The 13,733-nt window shown below is 63.0% G+C and carries 12 protein-coding genes; 9 read left to right on the top strand and 3 right to left on the bottom strand.

Annotated features, from left to right (window positions below; translation table 11 throughout):
- Window positions 1-13: 13 nt before the first annotated feature.
- From rplI to CC207_RS10285, 3 genes are all read left to right on the top strand, one after another.
- Window positions 14-460 carry a 50S ribosomal protein L9 gene (rplI, locus tag CC207_RS10275; protein WP_028688249.1) on the top strand — a complete coding sequence of 149 codons (447 nt, stop codon included), beginning with the start codon at window positions 14-16 and terminating at the stop codon, window positions 458-460.
- Window positions 461-573: 113 nt separating this feature from the next.
- Entirely contained in the window at window positions 574-1,971 is a 1,398-nt protein-coding gene (gene dnaB, locus CC207_RS10280; protein WP_023629368.1) for a replicative DNA helicase, read from the top strand.
- Window positions 1,972-2,084: 113 nt separating this feature from the next.
- A complete protein-coding gene (locus CC207_RS10285; RefSeq protein ID WP_069016482.1) occupies window positions 2,085-4,382 on the top strand; it encodes a YgiQ family radical SAM protein in 2,298 nt (765 codons plus the stop codon).
- 135 nt (window positions 4,383-4,517) lie between these two features.
- Here the strand turns inward: CC207_RS10285 and CC207_RS10290 are convergent, their stop codons facing one another.
- Window positions 4,518-5,105 (bottom strand): TIGR00730 family Rossman fold protein, encoded by a 588-nt coding sequence (locus CC207_RS10290; protein WP_028688247.1) that lies wholly within the window; start codon window positions 5,103-5,105, stop codon window positions 4,518-4,520.
- 346 nt (window positions 5,106-5,451) lie between these two features.
- Here CC207_RS10290 and azu point away from each other — a divergent pair, with 346 nt between their 5' ends.
- Window positions 5,452-5,904, top strand: a complete 453-nt coding sequence (azu, locus tag CC207_RS10295; RefSeq protein ID WP_028688246.1) for an azurin — start codon at window positions 5,452-5,454, stop codon at window positions 5,902-5,904.
- 66 nt (window positions 5,905-5,970) lie between these two features.
- Here the strand turns inward: azu and nadE are convergent, their stop codons facing one another.
- Window positions 5,971-6,798: an ammonia-dependent NAD(+) synthetase gene (gene nadE / locus CC207_RS10300; protein ID WP_028688245.1), complete on the bottom strand. Its 828-nt coding sequence runs from the start codon at window positions 6,796-6,798 to the stop codon at window positions 5,971-5,973.
- A 3-nt stretch (window positions 6,799-6,801) separates the two neighbouring features.
- Window positions 6,802-8,007: a nicotinate phosphoribosyltransferase gene (pncB, locus tag CC207_RS10305; protein WP_028688244.1), complete on the bottom strand. Its 1,206-nt coding sequence runs from the start codon at window positions 8,005-8,007 to the stop codon at window positions 6,802-6,804.
- 441 nt (window positions 8,008-8,448) lie between these two features.
- Between pncB and CC207_RS10310 the strand changes: the two genes are divergently transcribed.
- From CC207_RS10310 to CC207_RS10330, 5 genes are all read left to right on the top strand, one after another.
- The gene (locus CC207_RS10310; protein WP_088852049.1) at window positions 8,449-9,585 is read left to right on the top strand and encodes a branched-chain amino acid ABC transporter substrate-binding protein; all 1,137 of its coding nucleotides are present in this window, start codon (window positions 8,449-8,451) and stop codon (window positions 9,583-9,585) included.
- 156 nt (window positions 9,586-9,741) lie between these two features.
- Window positions 9,742-10,656 (top strand): branched-chain amino acid ABC transporter permease, encoded by a 915-nt coding sequence (locus tag CC207_RS10315; RefSeq protein WP_028688242.1) that lies wholly within the window; start codon window positions 9,742-9,744, stop codon window positions 10,654-10,656.
- Between the two features lie 2 nt (window positions 10,657-10,658).
- Window positions 10,659-11,960, top strand: a complete 1,302-nt coding sequence (gene livM / locus CC207_RS10320; protein WP_028688241.1) for a high-affinity branched-chain amino acid ABC transporter permease LivM — start codon at window positions 10,659-10,661, stop codon at window positions 11,958-11,960.
- A complete protein-coding gene (locus CC207_RS10325; RefSeq protein WP_050707124.1) occupies window positions 11,957-12,832 on the top strand; it encodes an ATP-binding cassette domain-containing protein in 876 nt (291 codons plus the stop codon). Before livM ends, CC207_RS10325 begins: the two co-directional genes overlap by 4 nt.
- The gene (locus CC207_RS10330; protein ID WP_028688239.1) at window positions 12,829-13,545 is read left to right on the top strand and encodes an ABC transporter ATP-binding protein; all 717 of its coding nucleotides are present in this window, start codon (window positions 12,829-12,831) and stop codon (window positions 13,543-13,545) included. The genes CC207_RS10325 and CC207_RS10330 overlap by 4 nt, the downstream gene beginning before the upstream one ends.
- Window positions 13,546-13,733 lie beyond the last annotated feature (188 nt).

Below are 13,733 nucleotides of genomic sequence, written 5' to 3' on the forward strand. Positions count from 1 at the left end.
GAGGTTTTACCAAATGGAACTGATCCTGCTGGAAAAAGTCGCCAACCTGGGCAACCTGGGCGACATCGTTAAAGTCAAGTCCGGCTACGGCCGTAACTTCCTGCTGCCGTTCGGCAAGGCCACCGTCGCCAACGCCGCCAACAAGGCCGCGTTCGAAGAGCGCCGCGCCGAGCTGGAAAAAGCCGCCGCAGAGAAGAAAGCTTCGGCTGAAAGCCGCGCTGCCCAACTGGCCGAGCTGGAAGTGACCATCACTGCCACCGCTGGCGACGAAGGCAAGCTGTTCGGTTCGATCGGCACCCACGACATCGCTGACGCCCTGACCGCCTCCGGCGTTGAAGTGGCCAAGGCTGAAGTTCGTCTGCCGAACGGCACCATCCGTCAGGTTGGCGAATACGACGTAGCCGTGCACCTGCACAGCGACGTTGAAGCCACTGTACGTGTGGTCGTCGTAGCTGCCTAAGCTGCGCTGACTGGCTGGCTCCTTGTGGGTCAGACGGTTAACATCGGGCACGGTCCTGTGTTTAACAGGCCGTGCCCTTTGTCTTTTTCATCCCCCAGAATTCTTTCGTGGCCATGAACGAGATCACCACCCCCGAACAGCTCGACCTGCAAACCGCCGCCCTGAAGGTGCCGCCGCATTCCATCGAGGCCGAACAGGCCGTGCTCGGTGGCCTGATGCTGGACAACAACGCCTGGGAGCGGGTACTGGACCAGGTGTCGGACGGCGATTTCTACCGGCATGACCACCGCCTGATTTTCCGCGCCATCCACAAGCTGGTGGACGCGAACCAGCCGTTCGACGTGGTGACCCTGCATGAGCAGCTGGACAAGGAAGGCGTGTCCACCCAGGTCGGTGGCCTGGCGTATCTGGCCGAGCTGGCCAAGAACACCCCGTCGGTGGCTAACATCAAGGCCTACGCCGCGATCATCCGCGAGCGTGCCACGCTGCGTCAGTTGATCAGCATCAGCACCGACATCGCCGACAACGCCTTCAACCCCCAGGGGCGCAACGCCGAGGAGATCCTCGACGACGCCGAACGGCAGATCTTCCAGATCGCCGAGGCGCGGCCGAAGACCGGTGGCCCGGTGGGGGTCAACGAGCTGTTGACCATGGCCATCGACCGCATCGACACGCTGTTCAACTCCGACAGCGACATCACTGGCGTGTCCACCGGCTTCACCGACCTGGATGAGAAGACCAGCGGCCTGCAGGCAGCCGACCTGATCATCGTTGCCGGCCGTCCGTCGATGGGCAAGACCACCTTCGCCATGAACCTGGTGGAAAACGCCGTGTTGCGCAGCGACAAGGTGGTGCTGGTGTTCTCCCTCGAGATGCCCGGTGAGTCGTTGATCATGCGTATGCTCTCCTCGCTCGGGCGGATCGACCAGACCAAGGTGCGTTCCGGTCAGCTGGACGACGATGACTGGCCGCGGCTGACCTCGGCGGTGAACCTGCTCAACGACCGCAAGCTGTTCATCGACGATACCGCCGGTATCAGCCCCTCGGAGATGCGGGCACGTACCCGCCGACTGGCGCGCGAGCATGGCGAGATCGCCATGATCATGGTCGACTACCTGCAGCTGATGCAGATTCCGGGTTCGGCCGGTGACAACCGGACCAACGAGATTTCCGAGATCTCCCGCTCGCTCAAGGCGCTGGCCAAGGAATTCAACTGCCCGGTGATCGCCCTGTCGCAGCTCAACCGCTCCCTGGAGCAGCGGCCCAACAAGCGTCCGGTCAACTCCGACCTTCGTGAATCGGGTGCGATCGAGCAGGACGCCGACGTGATCATGTTCGTCTACCGTGACGAGGTGTATCACCCCGAGACCGAGCACAAGGGCGTGGCCGAGATCATCATCGGCAAGCAGCGTAACGGCCCCATCGGCTTCGTGCGCCTGGCGTTCATCGGCAAGTACACCCGCTTCGAGAACCTCGCGCCGGGCATGTACAACTTCGACGACGACGAATAAGCCGCTGGCCTGTTCGCCCGTCCATGAATCCGACCATCACCGTCGGATTTGGTCAAAATTTGTGCTATATTCCGCGCCCGCGATTTTCCTGCACATTAGAACCGGTCACTGACATGCAAGCAGCCAAACCACTCTACGACTATCCCAAGTACTGGGCCGAATGCTTCGGGCCAGCGCCTTTCCTGCCGATGAGCAGGGAGGAGATGGATCAGCTCGGCTGGGATTCCTGCGACATCATCATCGTGACCGGCGACGCCTACGTCGACCATGCGTCGTTCGGCATGGCCATCATCGGCCGTCTGCTGGAAGCCCAGGGTTTCCGCGTGGGCATCATCGCCCAGCCGAACTGGCAGTCGAAGGACGACTTCATGAAGCTCGGCGAGCCGAACCTGTTCTTCGGCGTCGCGGCGGGCAACATGGACTCGATGATCAACCGCTACACCGCGGACAAGAAGATTCGTTCCGATGACGCCTACACCCCCGGCGGCATGGCCGGCAAGCGTCCGGACCGCGCCAGCCTGGTGTACAGCCAGCGCTGCAAGGAAGCCTACAAGCACGTGCCGATCGTGCTCGGCGGCATCGAGGCCTCGCTGCGCCGCATCGCCCACTACGACTACTGGCAGGACAAGGTCCGCCACTCGATCCTGGTCGATGCCAGCGCCGACATCCTGCTTTACGGCAACGCCGAGCGGGCGATCGTCGAGGTCGCCCAGCGCCTGTCCCAGGGTGAAAGCATCGAGCACATCACCGATGTGCGCGGCACCGCGTTCATTCGCCGTGACACCCCGCAGGGCTGGTTCGAGATCGACTCCACGCGCATCGACCGTCCGGGCCGGGTCGACAAGATCATCAACCCGTACGTGAACACCCAGGACACCCAGGCCTGTGCCATCGAGCAGGCCAAGGGCGAGCAGGAAGACCCGAACGAAGCCAAGGTCGTGCAGATCCTCGACAGCCCGAGCGTCACCCGCGAGAAGTCGGTGATCCGCCTGCCGTCGTTCGAGAAGGTACGCAACGACCCGGTGCTCTACGCCCACGCCAACCGCGTGCTGCACCTGGAGACCAACCCGGGCAATGCCCGCGCCTTGGTGCAGAAGCATGGCGACGTGGATGTGTGGTTCAACCCGCCACCCATTCCCATGACCACCGAGGAAATGGACTATGTGTTCGGCATGCCCTACGCACGCGTCCCGCACCCGGCCTATGGCAAGGAGCGCATCCCGGCCTACGAGATGATCCGCTTCTCGGTGAACATCATGCGTGGCTGCTTCGGTGGCTGCACCTTCTGCTCGATCACCGAGCACGAAGGCCGGATCATCCAGAACCGCTCCCACGAGTCGATCCTGCACGAGATCGAGGAGATGCGCGACAAGGTGCCGGGCTTCACCGGCGTGGTCTCCGACCTTGGCGGCCCGACCGCCAACATGTACCGCATCGCCTGCAAGAGCCACGACATCGAGAGGCACTGCCGCAAGCCGTCGTGCGTGTTCCCGGGCATCTGCGAGAACCTCAACACCGACCACAGCTCGCTGATCGAGTTGTACCGCAAGGCCCGCGCCTTGCCGGGGGTGAAGAAGATCCTGATCGCCTCGGGCCTGCGCTACGACCTGGCGGTCGAGTCGCCGGAATACGTGCGCGAGCTGGTCACCCACCACGTCGGCGGCTACCTGAAGATCGCCCCGGAGCACACCGAGCGTGGTCCGCTGGACAAGATGATGAAGCCGGGCATCGGCACCTACGACCGCTTCAAGCGTATGTTCGAGAAGTTCTCGAAGGAAGCGGGCAAGGAGCAGTACCTGATCCCGTACTTCATCGCCGCGCACCCGGGCACCACCGACGAAGACATGATGAACCTGGCCCTTTGGCTCAAGGGCAACGGTTTCCGCGCCGACCAGGTGCAGGCGTTCTACCCCTCGCCGATGGCCTCGGCCACGGCCATGTACCACTCGGGCAAGAACCCGCTGCGCAAGGTCACCTACAAGAGCGAAGGGGTGGAGATAGTCAAGAGCGAGGAGCAGCGCAGGTTGCACAAGGCGTTCCTGCGCTACCACGATCCGAAGGGCTGGCCGATGCTGCGTGAAGCGTTGCAGCGCATGGGCCGCGCCGACCTGATCGGCCCGGGCAAGCACCAATTGATCCCGCTGCACCAGCCGCAGACCGACAGCTACCAAAGCGCCCGACGCAAGAACTCGACGCCGGCCGGCAGCCACAAGGTGGGCAAGGACCAGAAGATCCTCACCCAGCACACCGGCCTGCCACCGCGCGCCAGCGACGGCAGCAAGCCGTGGGACAAGCGCGAGAAGGCCAAGGCCGAGGCGTTCGCCCGCAACCAGCAGGCGGCCAAGGAACGCAAGGAAGCGGCCAAGGGCGGCAAGGGCAAGAAGCCGCGCCAGCCGGTCATTCCGCGCTGATCTACCGGCCATGGGGCTGCGTCGCAGCCCTTTCGCGACACAAGGCCGCTCCCACAGAAATACAGCGTACGCTGATCGAAGTGCGTGGGCCTTGTATCGCGAAAGGACCGCAACGCGGTCCCAGGCTCTCAGCTTTCAATCCGGCTGCTTGTCGACCCACTTCGGCAACACCGGCGATTCGAACCGATCCATCCCGTCCAGCAGCTCATCCGGCTGCTGCCCCAGCAACAGCATCGCCCGATGCTGCGGCCGCACGAAGCCCTCTTCGACGATATGGTCGAGGAACCCGCCCAGCTTTTCATAGAACCCGTTCACATCCAGCAGCCCCAGCGGCTTGGCGTGATAGCCCAACTGCCCCCAGGTCCACACCTCGAACAGCTCCTCCAGCGTGCCCAGGCCGCCCGGCAGGGCGATGAACGCATCGCTGAGCTCGGCCATGCGCGCCTTGCGCGCGTGCATGCCGTCCACCACTTCCAGGCGGGACAGGCCCTTGTGGCCGATCTCGGCGTTCATCAGGCTTTGCGGAATGATACCGATGACTTCGCCACCGGCGGCCAGCGCGGCATCGGCGACGGTGCCCATCAGGCCGACCGCGCCACCGCCGTAGACCAAGGTCAGGCCACGGCGTGCGATGGCCTGGCCCAGGGCCACGGCGGCTTCGCGGTAGGCGGGGTTGGCACCGATGCTGGCGCCACAGAAGATACAAACGGAACGTACAGGCATTGCTTATCTCCCTTTACATGCGCGCACAGGGTAAGGCGCATGCCTGTCGCTTCCAAGGGGGATCATTCGGGGCGGGCGAACTCGCAGATGGCGCCACTGGCGCCGTGAGCGTAAGCGGCGAGCAGGCTGTTCATGAAGCTGGAAAGGGACATTTCATTCAACTCCTAAATGAGAGGTTGTCCCATCGTCTATCAAGAGGGCATGATGTGCACTTTGATTGGTTGTATACAATCCATTGAACAAATCTACTGTCTGGCCACTTGACACCCCTTGACCCACATCAGGTACGGGCGTCCGATTTTCAGGCAGTCTCGCAATTGATAAAACCCTGCCAAGGAGATTCATGATGTTTGCGAAAGCTGTAGCGGTATCCCTGCTGACCCTCGCCAGCGCCTCTGTCTTCGCTGCTGACAAGTGCTCGGTGACTGTCGACTCGACTGACCAGATGTCCTTCAATACCAAGGAAATCACCGTCGACAAGAGCTGCAAGGAGTTCACCGTAAAACTGACCCACTCCGGCAGCCTGCCGAAGAACGTCATGGGCCATAACCTGGTCATCAGCAAGACCGCCGACATGCAGGCCATCGCCACCGAAGGCATGTCCCAGGGCCTGGACAAGGATTACATCAAGGCCGATAACGCCGCGATCATCGCCCACACCAAGATGATCGGCGCGCCTGAGAAAGAAACCGAAGTGAAGTTCGATGCCACCAAGCTGGAAGCCGGTGGCGACTACAGCTTCTTCTGCACCTTCCCGGGCCACATCGCGATGATGAAGGGCAAGGTCATCGTCAAGTAATCAACGTCTGACGCAGTACCCTGTGGGAGCGGGTCAAGCCCGCTCCCACGTTCAACCTCATGCTATTCAGGGCGCGAACGGCAGCTCGCGCTTGTGCTGGGTCTTGCGGTAGGTGGCGACGATGATGTCGAACGCTGCCTGATCGACCGGCTGCCCATGCAGGAAGGCATCAATCTGCTGGTAGGTCACGCCGTGTGACGCCTCGTCCGGCTTGCCTGGCTCGAGGTCTTCCAGGTCCGCGGTCGGCACCTTCTCCACCAGCGACTCTGGCGCGCCGAAGCTGCGCGCAATGGCTCGTACCTGGTTCTTCACCAGCCCGCTCAGCGGCGCCAGGTCGCACGCCCCGTCACCGAACTTGGTAAAGAACCCCATCACCGCCTCGGCGGCGTGGTCGGTGCCGATCACCAGGCCCGCGCGGGCACCGGCGACGGTGTACTGGGCGACCATGCGCGTGCGCGCCTTGACGTTGCCGACGACGAAGTCCACCAGGGTCGGCGAGCCATTTTTCAGTTCCTGAACTTCCGCCGCCAGGGCCTTCACCGCCGGGGCGATGTCGATGGTGTGCACCTCGTCGGCCTTGATCACCTCCAGGCAGGCCTGGGCGTCGTGCTCGTCGTGCTGCACCTGGTACGGCAGGCGCACGGCGATGAAGGTGTAGGCCTGGTCGCCGGTCTCGCTGCGCAGCTCGTTGATGGCACGCTGGGCGAGCAGGGCGGCGGTCAGCGAGTCGACGCCGCCGCTGATGCCCAGGACCAGGGTCTTGAGCCGGGCATTGGCCAGGCAGTCCTTGATGAAGGCCACGCGCCGGGCGACTTCCCGCTCGAGCGCGGCGGCGTCTGCGAACGGCGGCTGCACCTTGAGCGCCCGGGCAATCTCTTGCTGAACGGCTTGCATGGGTTACTCCTTGCTGGGGACTTTGAATACGTGACGCAGGTAAGTGACGAAGTTCTCGTCGCGGCACTGGGTCTTGGCGGCTTCGTCGGAGATCTTCGCCACCGGCGAGCCGTTGCAGTCGGTCATTTTAAGCACGATGTTCATCGGCGCCACACCGGGGATGTCGCAGGTCAGGTTGGTACCGATACCGAAGCTGACATTGATGCGCCCACGCAGGGCCCGGAAGATCTCCAGCGAGCGGGTCAGGTTCAGGCCGTCGGAGAACACCAGGGTCTTGGTCATCGGGTCGATCCCCAGCTTCTGGTAGTGGGCGATGGCTTTCTCGGCCCAGGCCACCGGCTCGCCCGAGTCGTGGCGCAGGCCGTCGAACAGCTTGGCGAAGTACAGGTCGAAGTCCTGGAGGAACGCGTCCATGGTGATGCAGTCGGTCAGGGCGATGCCGAGCAATCCACGGTATTCGCGGACCCAGCAGTCCAGCGCGGCGATCTGGCTGTCGATCAACCGCGGGCCGAGCTGCTGGTGGGCCATGATCCACTCGTGGGCCATGGTGCCCAGGGGCTTGATATCCAGTTTCCATGCCAGGTCGACGTTGCTGGTGCCGACGAAACGGCCTGGGAACTCATCGCGCAGCACCCGCACTACTTCTTCCTGTACGCGGCTGGAAAAACGCCGGCGGGTGCCGAAGTCGGCCACCTGCAGATGGGCCAGTTCGTCATCGCTGGCGTGGGCGCGCAGCCAGTCGAACTTGCGATGCAGCTGGTCGCGGGCTTCGGCCAGGCGCATGCGCGGATGCAGGTGGCGGTTGCGCACCTCGCTGATGATCGCCAGCAACGGCACCTCGAACAGGATCACATGCAGCCAGGGGCCGCGCAGGCGCAGGAACAGCTGATCGTTTTCGATACCGATGCGCACATAACGCAGGTTGAAGCGGAACAGGCGCAGGAAGCGCAGGAAGTCCGGCTTGAGGAAGCTGATGCGCTCGAGGAACGCCAGTTGGTCGTCATCCAGGGTCAACTCGCTGAGCCGTTCGAGCTGGTTGCGGATCTCGCCCAGGTAGGGCCGCAAGTCCTCGCCATTGCGGCAGCGGAACTCCCATTCGACGTCGGCGTCCGGGTAGTTGTGCAGGACGGCCTGCATCATCGTCAGTTTGTAGAAGTCGGTGTCGAGCAGGTTGTGCACGATGCGCTCGGCGAATGCGCTCTCGCTCATCAGGGGGAAGCTCCAAGGCGGGCAATGGCGACCATTGTGCCAGATCGCGGGGCAAGCCCGCTCCCACGCCGCTCGCGATCCTGGCCTTTGCAGGTAATTTTCCGTGCGCCAGCTAGCCTTCAAACGGTGCTGCCTGTAGCAGTCACGCACCAGCGGTGTGCAGTTCGGTGACGTCCGCTGTTACAGGTCGGTTGCACGTTAACACTCGCAAGGGTTGCAATGATGGCGCTCGGAGGTTGCTCCTTGTCTAGGTGTGTCGGTAGCGCTTGCTCCGCAGTAGACGGTTGCACGCTCAATAAAGAAAAGGCCGCCGGTCGCCTCTGTTCACTCCCTGTCGTGTGTTTTCCCGGAAGACAAAACCACTGGCACGGCCCTTGCTCGGAGCACAGGGCTGAGAAGTTGTAGTGCCAACCAAAAAAAATACTCTAGGAGCACCACCTCATGTCGCAGACGTTTTACAAGAAAGGTTTCCTGGCACTGGCCGTAGCCACGGCACTGGGTGTTTCTTCGTATGTTCAGGCCGACATCAAGATCGGCGTCGCGGGTCCCATGACCGGGGCCAACGCAGCGTTTGGCGAGCAGTACATGAAAGGTGCGCAGGCAGCGGCCGATGTGATCAACAAGGCCGGTGGCGTGAACGGCGAGAAGATCGTCCTGGTCAAGGGCGATGACGCCTGCGAGCCGAAGCAGGCCGTGGCCGTGGCGAACCGTCTGGTCGACCAGGACAAGGTGGCTGGTGTAGTGGGGCACTTCTGTTCTTCCAACACCATTCCGGCTTCCGAGGTATATGCAGACGCAGGCGTGATCGCCATCACCCCCGGTTCCACAAACCCGCAAGTAACCGAGCGTGGCCTTGATGCGATGTTCCGCATGTGCGGCCGTGACGACCAGCAGGGCATCGTCGCCGGCAACTACATCGTCGATGTGCTCAAGGGCAAGAAGGTCGTCGTGCTGCACGACAAGGACACCTATGGCCAGGGCCTGGCCGACGCCACCAAGGCGCAGCTGATCAAGCGCGGCGTCACGCCGGTGCTGTACGAAGGCCTGACCCGTGGCGAGAAGGACTTCAGCGCCGTGGTCACCAAGATCCGCGCCGCCGGTGCCGATGTCGTCTACTTCGGCGGCCTGCACCCCGAGGCCGGTCCGCTGGTGCGTCAGCTGCGCGAGCAGGGCCTGAAGGATGTGGCGTTCATGTCCGACGACGGCATCGTCACCGACGAACTGGTGGCCACCGCCGGCGGCGCCCAGTATACCAACGGCGTGTACATGACTTTCGGCGCCGACCCGCGCCTGCTGCCCGACAGCAAGGCGGTGGTGGAGGAGTTCCGCAAGAACGGCACCGAGCCTGAAGGCTACACCCTGTACGCCTACGCTTCGGTCCAGGCCCTGGCCGCCGCCTTCAACGGCGCCAAGTCGAACAAGGGCGAGGATGCCGCCAAGTGGCTGAAGGCCAACCCGGTCAAGACCGTCATGGGCGAGAAGAAGTGGGACAAGAAGGGCGACCTGACCGTCTCCGACTACGTGGTCTACCAGTGGGATGCCAACGGCAAGTACCACCAGCTGGAAAAACAACAATAACAACGGCATCCGGCCCGGGCGCGCCATGCTCCGGGCCGTGGCCCCGCGGTACCTGTCATTGTCAGTAGATCTGCACAGTTCTGCGCTGCGAGGGCCGTTGCATCCGGACCCTGCGTGGTCGGCGCTCGTGCGATCTCAATCAGGTGAGATTGCGTTATGGATGGTATTTTCCTGCAGCAACTGGTCAACGGCCTGACCCTCGGGTCGGTCTACGGCCTGATCGCCATCGGCTACACAATGGTCTATGGCATCATTGGCATGATCAACTTCGCGCACGGCGAGGTGTACATGATCTCCGCGTACCTCGCGGCGATCAGCCTGGCATTGCTGGCCTACTTTGGTATCGAGTCGTTTCCGCTGCTGATGCTGGGCACCCTGTTGTTCACCATCGTCGTCACCGGCGTCTATGGCTTCACCATCGAACGCATCGCCTACAAGCCTCTGCGCAACTCCACCCGCCTGGCTCCGCTGATCAGCGCCATCGGCATCTCGCTGATCCTGCAGAACTACGCGCAGATCAGCCAGGGCGCCCGCCAGCAAGGCGTGCCGACCCTGCTCGAAGGCGCCATGCGCATCGAAGTGGGCACCGGCTTCGTGCAACTGACCTACACCAAGATCTTCATCCTGGTGGCCGCCTTCGTTGGCATGGCGCTGCTCACCTACGTCATCAAGTACACCAAGCTCGGGCGCATGTGCCGAGCGACGCAGCAGGATCGCAAGATGGCTTCGATCCTGGGCATCAACACCGACCGGGTGATCTCCTACGTGTTCGTCATCGGCGCGGTGATGGCCGCGCTGGCCGGCGTGCTGATCACCATGAACTACGGCACCTTCGACTTCTACGCCGGCTTCATCATCGGCATCAAGGCCTTCACCGCCGCTGTGCTCGGCGGTATCGGCTCGCTGCCGGGGGCGATGCTCGGCGGCATTATCCTGGGGATCTCAGAATCGTTGTTCTCCGGCCTGATCAACTCCGACTACAAGGACGTGTTCAGCTTCTCGCTGCTGGTGATGATCCTCATCTTCCGTCCCCAAGGCCTGCTGGGTCGCCCGCTCGTGGCTAAGGTGTGAATATGTCCGCTGCCAATTCTGCCTCTGTTGCCCAAACCAAAGGTTTCGACCTCAAACGCAGCCTGCTGGAGACGATCGTCGCCGGTCTGCTGGCCCTCATCGTCTTCGGTCCGGTCGTCGGCGTGGTACTTGACGGCTACAGCTTCAACGCCGAACCGGCCCGCGTGGCCTGGCTGGTCGGCGGTGTGATGGCCGGGCGTTTCATCCTCAGCTTATTCCTGCAGACACCGACCGGCCAGCGCATGCTCCAGGGCTTCGATAGCGGTGGTTCGGGCGTGCATGTACTGGCGCCGGACTACAAGTCGCGGCTGCGCTACATCATCCCGGCGCTGATCGTCATCGCCATCGTGTTCCCGGTGTTCGCCAACAAGTACTTGCTGACCGTGGTCATCCTCGGCCTGATATACGTGCTGCTGGGCCTGGGCCTTAACATCGTGGTGGGCCTGGCGGGCCTGCTCGACCTGGGCTACGTGGCGTTCTACGCCATCGGCGCCTATGGCCTGGCCCTCGGCTACCAGTACCTGGGCCTGGGCTTCTGGAGCGTGCTGCCGCTGGCGGCGATCGCCGCGGCGCTGGCGGGGTGCATCCTCGGGTTCCCGGTGTTGCGCATGCACGGCGATTACCTGGCCATTGTCACCCTGGGCTTCGGCGAGATCATTCGCCTGGTGCTGAACAACTGGCTGTCGTTCACCGGCGGCCCGAATGGCATGCCGGCGCCGTCGCCGACCTTCCTGGGGCTGGAGTTCGGCCGCCGGGCCAAGGATGGCGGAGTGCCGATCCATGAGTTCTTTGGCTTCGATTACAACCCCAACCTGAAGTTCGTGTTCATCTACGCCGTGCTGTTCCTGGTGGTGCTGGCGGTGCTGTACATCAAGCACCGGCTGACTCGCATGCCGGTGGGCCGCGCCTGGGAAGCCCTGCGCGAGGACGAGATCGCCTGCCGTTCCATGGGCCTGAATCACGTGCTGGTCAAGCTCTCGGCGTTCACCCTGGGCGCCTCCACCGCTGGTTTGGCCGGGGTGTTCTTCGCCACCTACCAGGGCTTCGTCAACCCATCGTCGTTCACCTTCTTCGAGTCGGCACTGATCCTCGCCATCGTCGTGCTCGGCGGCATGGGCTCGACCGTGGGCGTGGTGATCGCCGCGTTCGTGCTGACCGTGGCCCCGGAGCTGCTGCGCAGTTTCTCCGAGTACCGGGTGCTGCTGTTCGGCGTGCTGATGGTGCTGATGATGATCTGGCGACCGCGGGGGCTGATCCGCATCAGCCGTACCGGTGTGGTCCCGCGTAAAGGAGTGGCGCCATGAGCGACGAAATCATTCTGTCGGTCGACAACCTGATGATGCAGTTCGGCGGGATCAAGGCGCTCAGCGATGTCAGCCTGAAGGTCAAGCGCAACCAGATCTTCGCCCTGATCGGCCCCAACGGCGCCGGCAAGACCACCGTGTTCAACTGCCTCACCGGCTTCTACAAGGCCAGCGGCGGACGTATCGAGCTGAACGTGCGCGGCAGCCACACCAACGTCATCCAACTGCTCGGCGAGCGCTTCCAGGCGGCGGACTTCGTCTCGCCGGCGCGCTTCGCCAACCGCCTGTACTACAAGATGTTCGGCGGTACCCACCTGGTCAACCGCGCAGGTCTTGCACGGACCTTCCAGAACATTCGCCTGTTCAAGGAAATGTCGGTGGTGGAAAACCTGCTGGTGGCCCAGCACATGTGGGTCAACCGCAACCTGCTGGCCGGCGTGCTCAATACCCCGGGTTACCGCAAGGCCGAGAGCGACGCGCTGGACCATGCGTTCTACTGGCTGGAGGTGGTCGACCTGGTCGATTGCGCCAACCGCCTGGCTGGCGAGCTGTCATACGGCCAGCAGCGCCGCCTGGAAATCGCCCGGGCCATGTGCACGCGGCCGAAGATCATCTGCTTGGACGAGCCGGCCGCCGGCCTCAACCCGCAGGAGACCGAGGCCCTGAGCCGCATGATCCGCGTGCTGCGCGATGAGCACGACATCACCGTGGTGCTGATCGAGCACGACATGGGCATGGTCATGAGCATCTCCGATCATATCGTCGTGCTCGACCACGGCAACGTGATCGCCGAAGGCACGCCGCAGGACATCCGCCACAACCCGACGGTGATCGCCGCCTACCTGGGTGCAGATGAAGAGGAGCTGATATGAGTGCGCCCATTCTTGAGCTTAAGGACCTGGATGTGTTCTACGGGCCGATCCAGGCCCTGAAGAAAGTCTCCATGCATATCAACGAGGGCGAGACGGTGAGCCTGATCGGCGCCAATGGCGCGGGCAAGTCGACACTGCTGATGTCGATCTTCGGCCAGCCGCGGGCGGCCTCCGGGCAGATCGTCTATCGCGGCACCGACATCACCCGCAAGTCGTCGCACTACATTGCCTCCAACGGTATCGCCCAGTCTCCGGAGGGGCGGCGGGTGTTCCCCGACATGACCGTTGAGGAGAACCTCATGATGGGCACCATTCCGATTGGCGACAAACATGCCGGTGAGGACATGCAGCGCATGTTCGAGCTGTTCCCACGGCTCAAGGAGCGGCGCAACCAGCGTGCCATGACCATGTCCGGCGGCGAGCAGCAGATGCTCGCCATCGCCCGGGCGCTGATGAGCCGGCCCAAGCTGCTGCTGCTCGATGAGCCCTCGCTGGGGCTGGCACCGATCGTGGTCAAGCAGATCTTCTCCACCCTGCGCGAGCTGGCGCAGACCGGCATGACCATCTTCCTTGTGGAGCAGAACGCCAACCATGCGCTGAAGCTGTCGGACCGGGCCTATGTGATGGTCAACGGGCAGATCCGCATGACCGGGACCGGGCAGGAGCTGTTGGTCAACGAGGAGGTGCGTAACGCCTATCTGGGCGGGCACTGAGTTACATTCCACAGATCGCGGGGCAAACCCGCTCCCACAAGCGCCTCATTTGGGCCTGTGGGAGCGGGCTTGCCCCGCGATGCGTTTTATGCCAGACGGCAGATGTGGACAACTTGTCGCATATCTTTCTTGAAACACGCCACAACCCCACTGCAAACCCTTGTTTCCACAAGTGGAAAACTTTCCAC

The organism is Pseudomonas sp. DrBHI1, from assembly GCF_002205115.1.
Classification (GTDB): Bacteria; Pseudomonadota; Gammaproteobacteria; order Pseudomonadales; family Pseudomonadaceae; genus Aquipseudomonas; species Aquipseudomonas mosselii.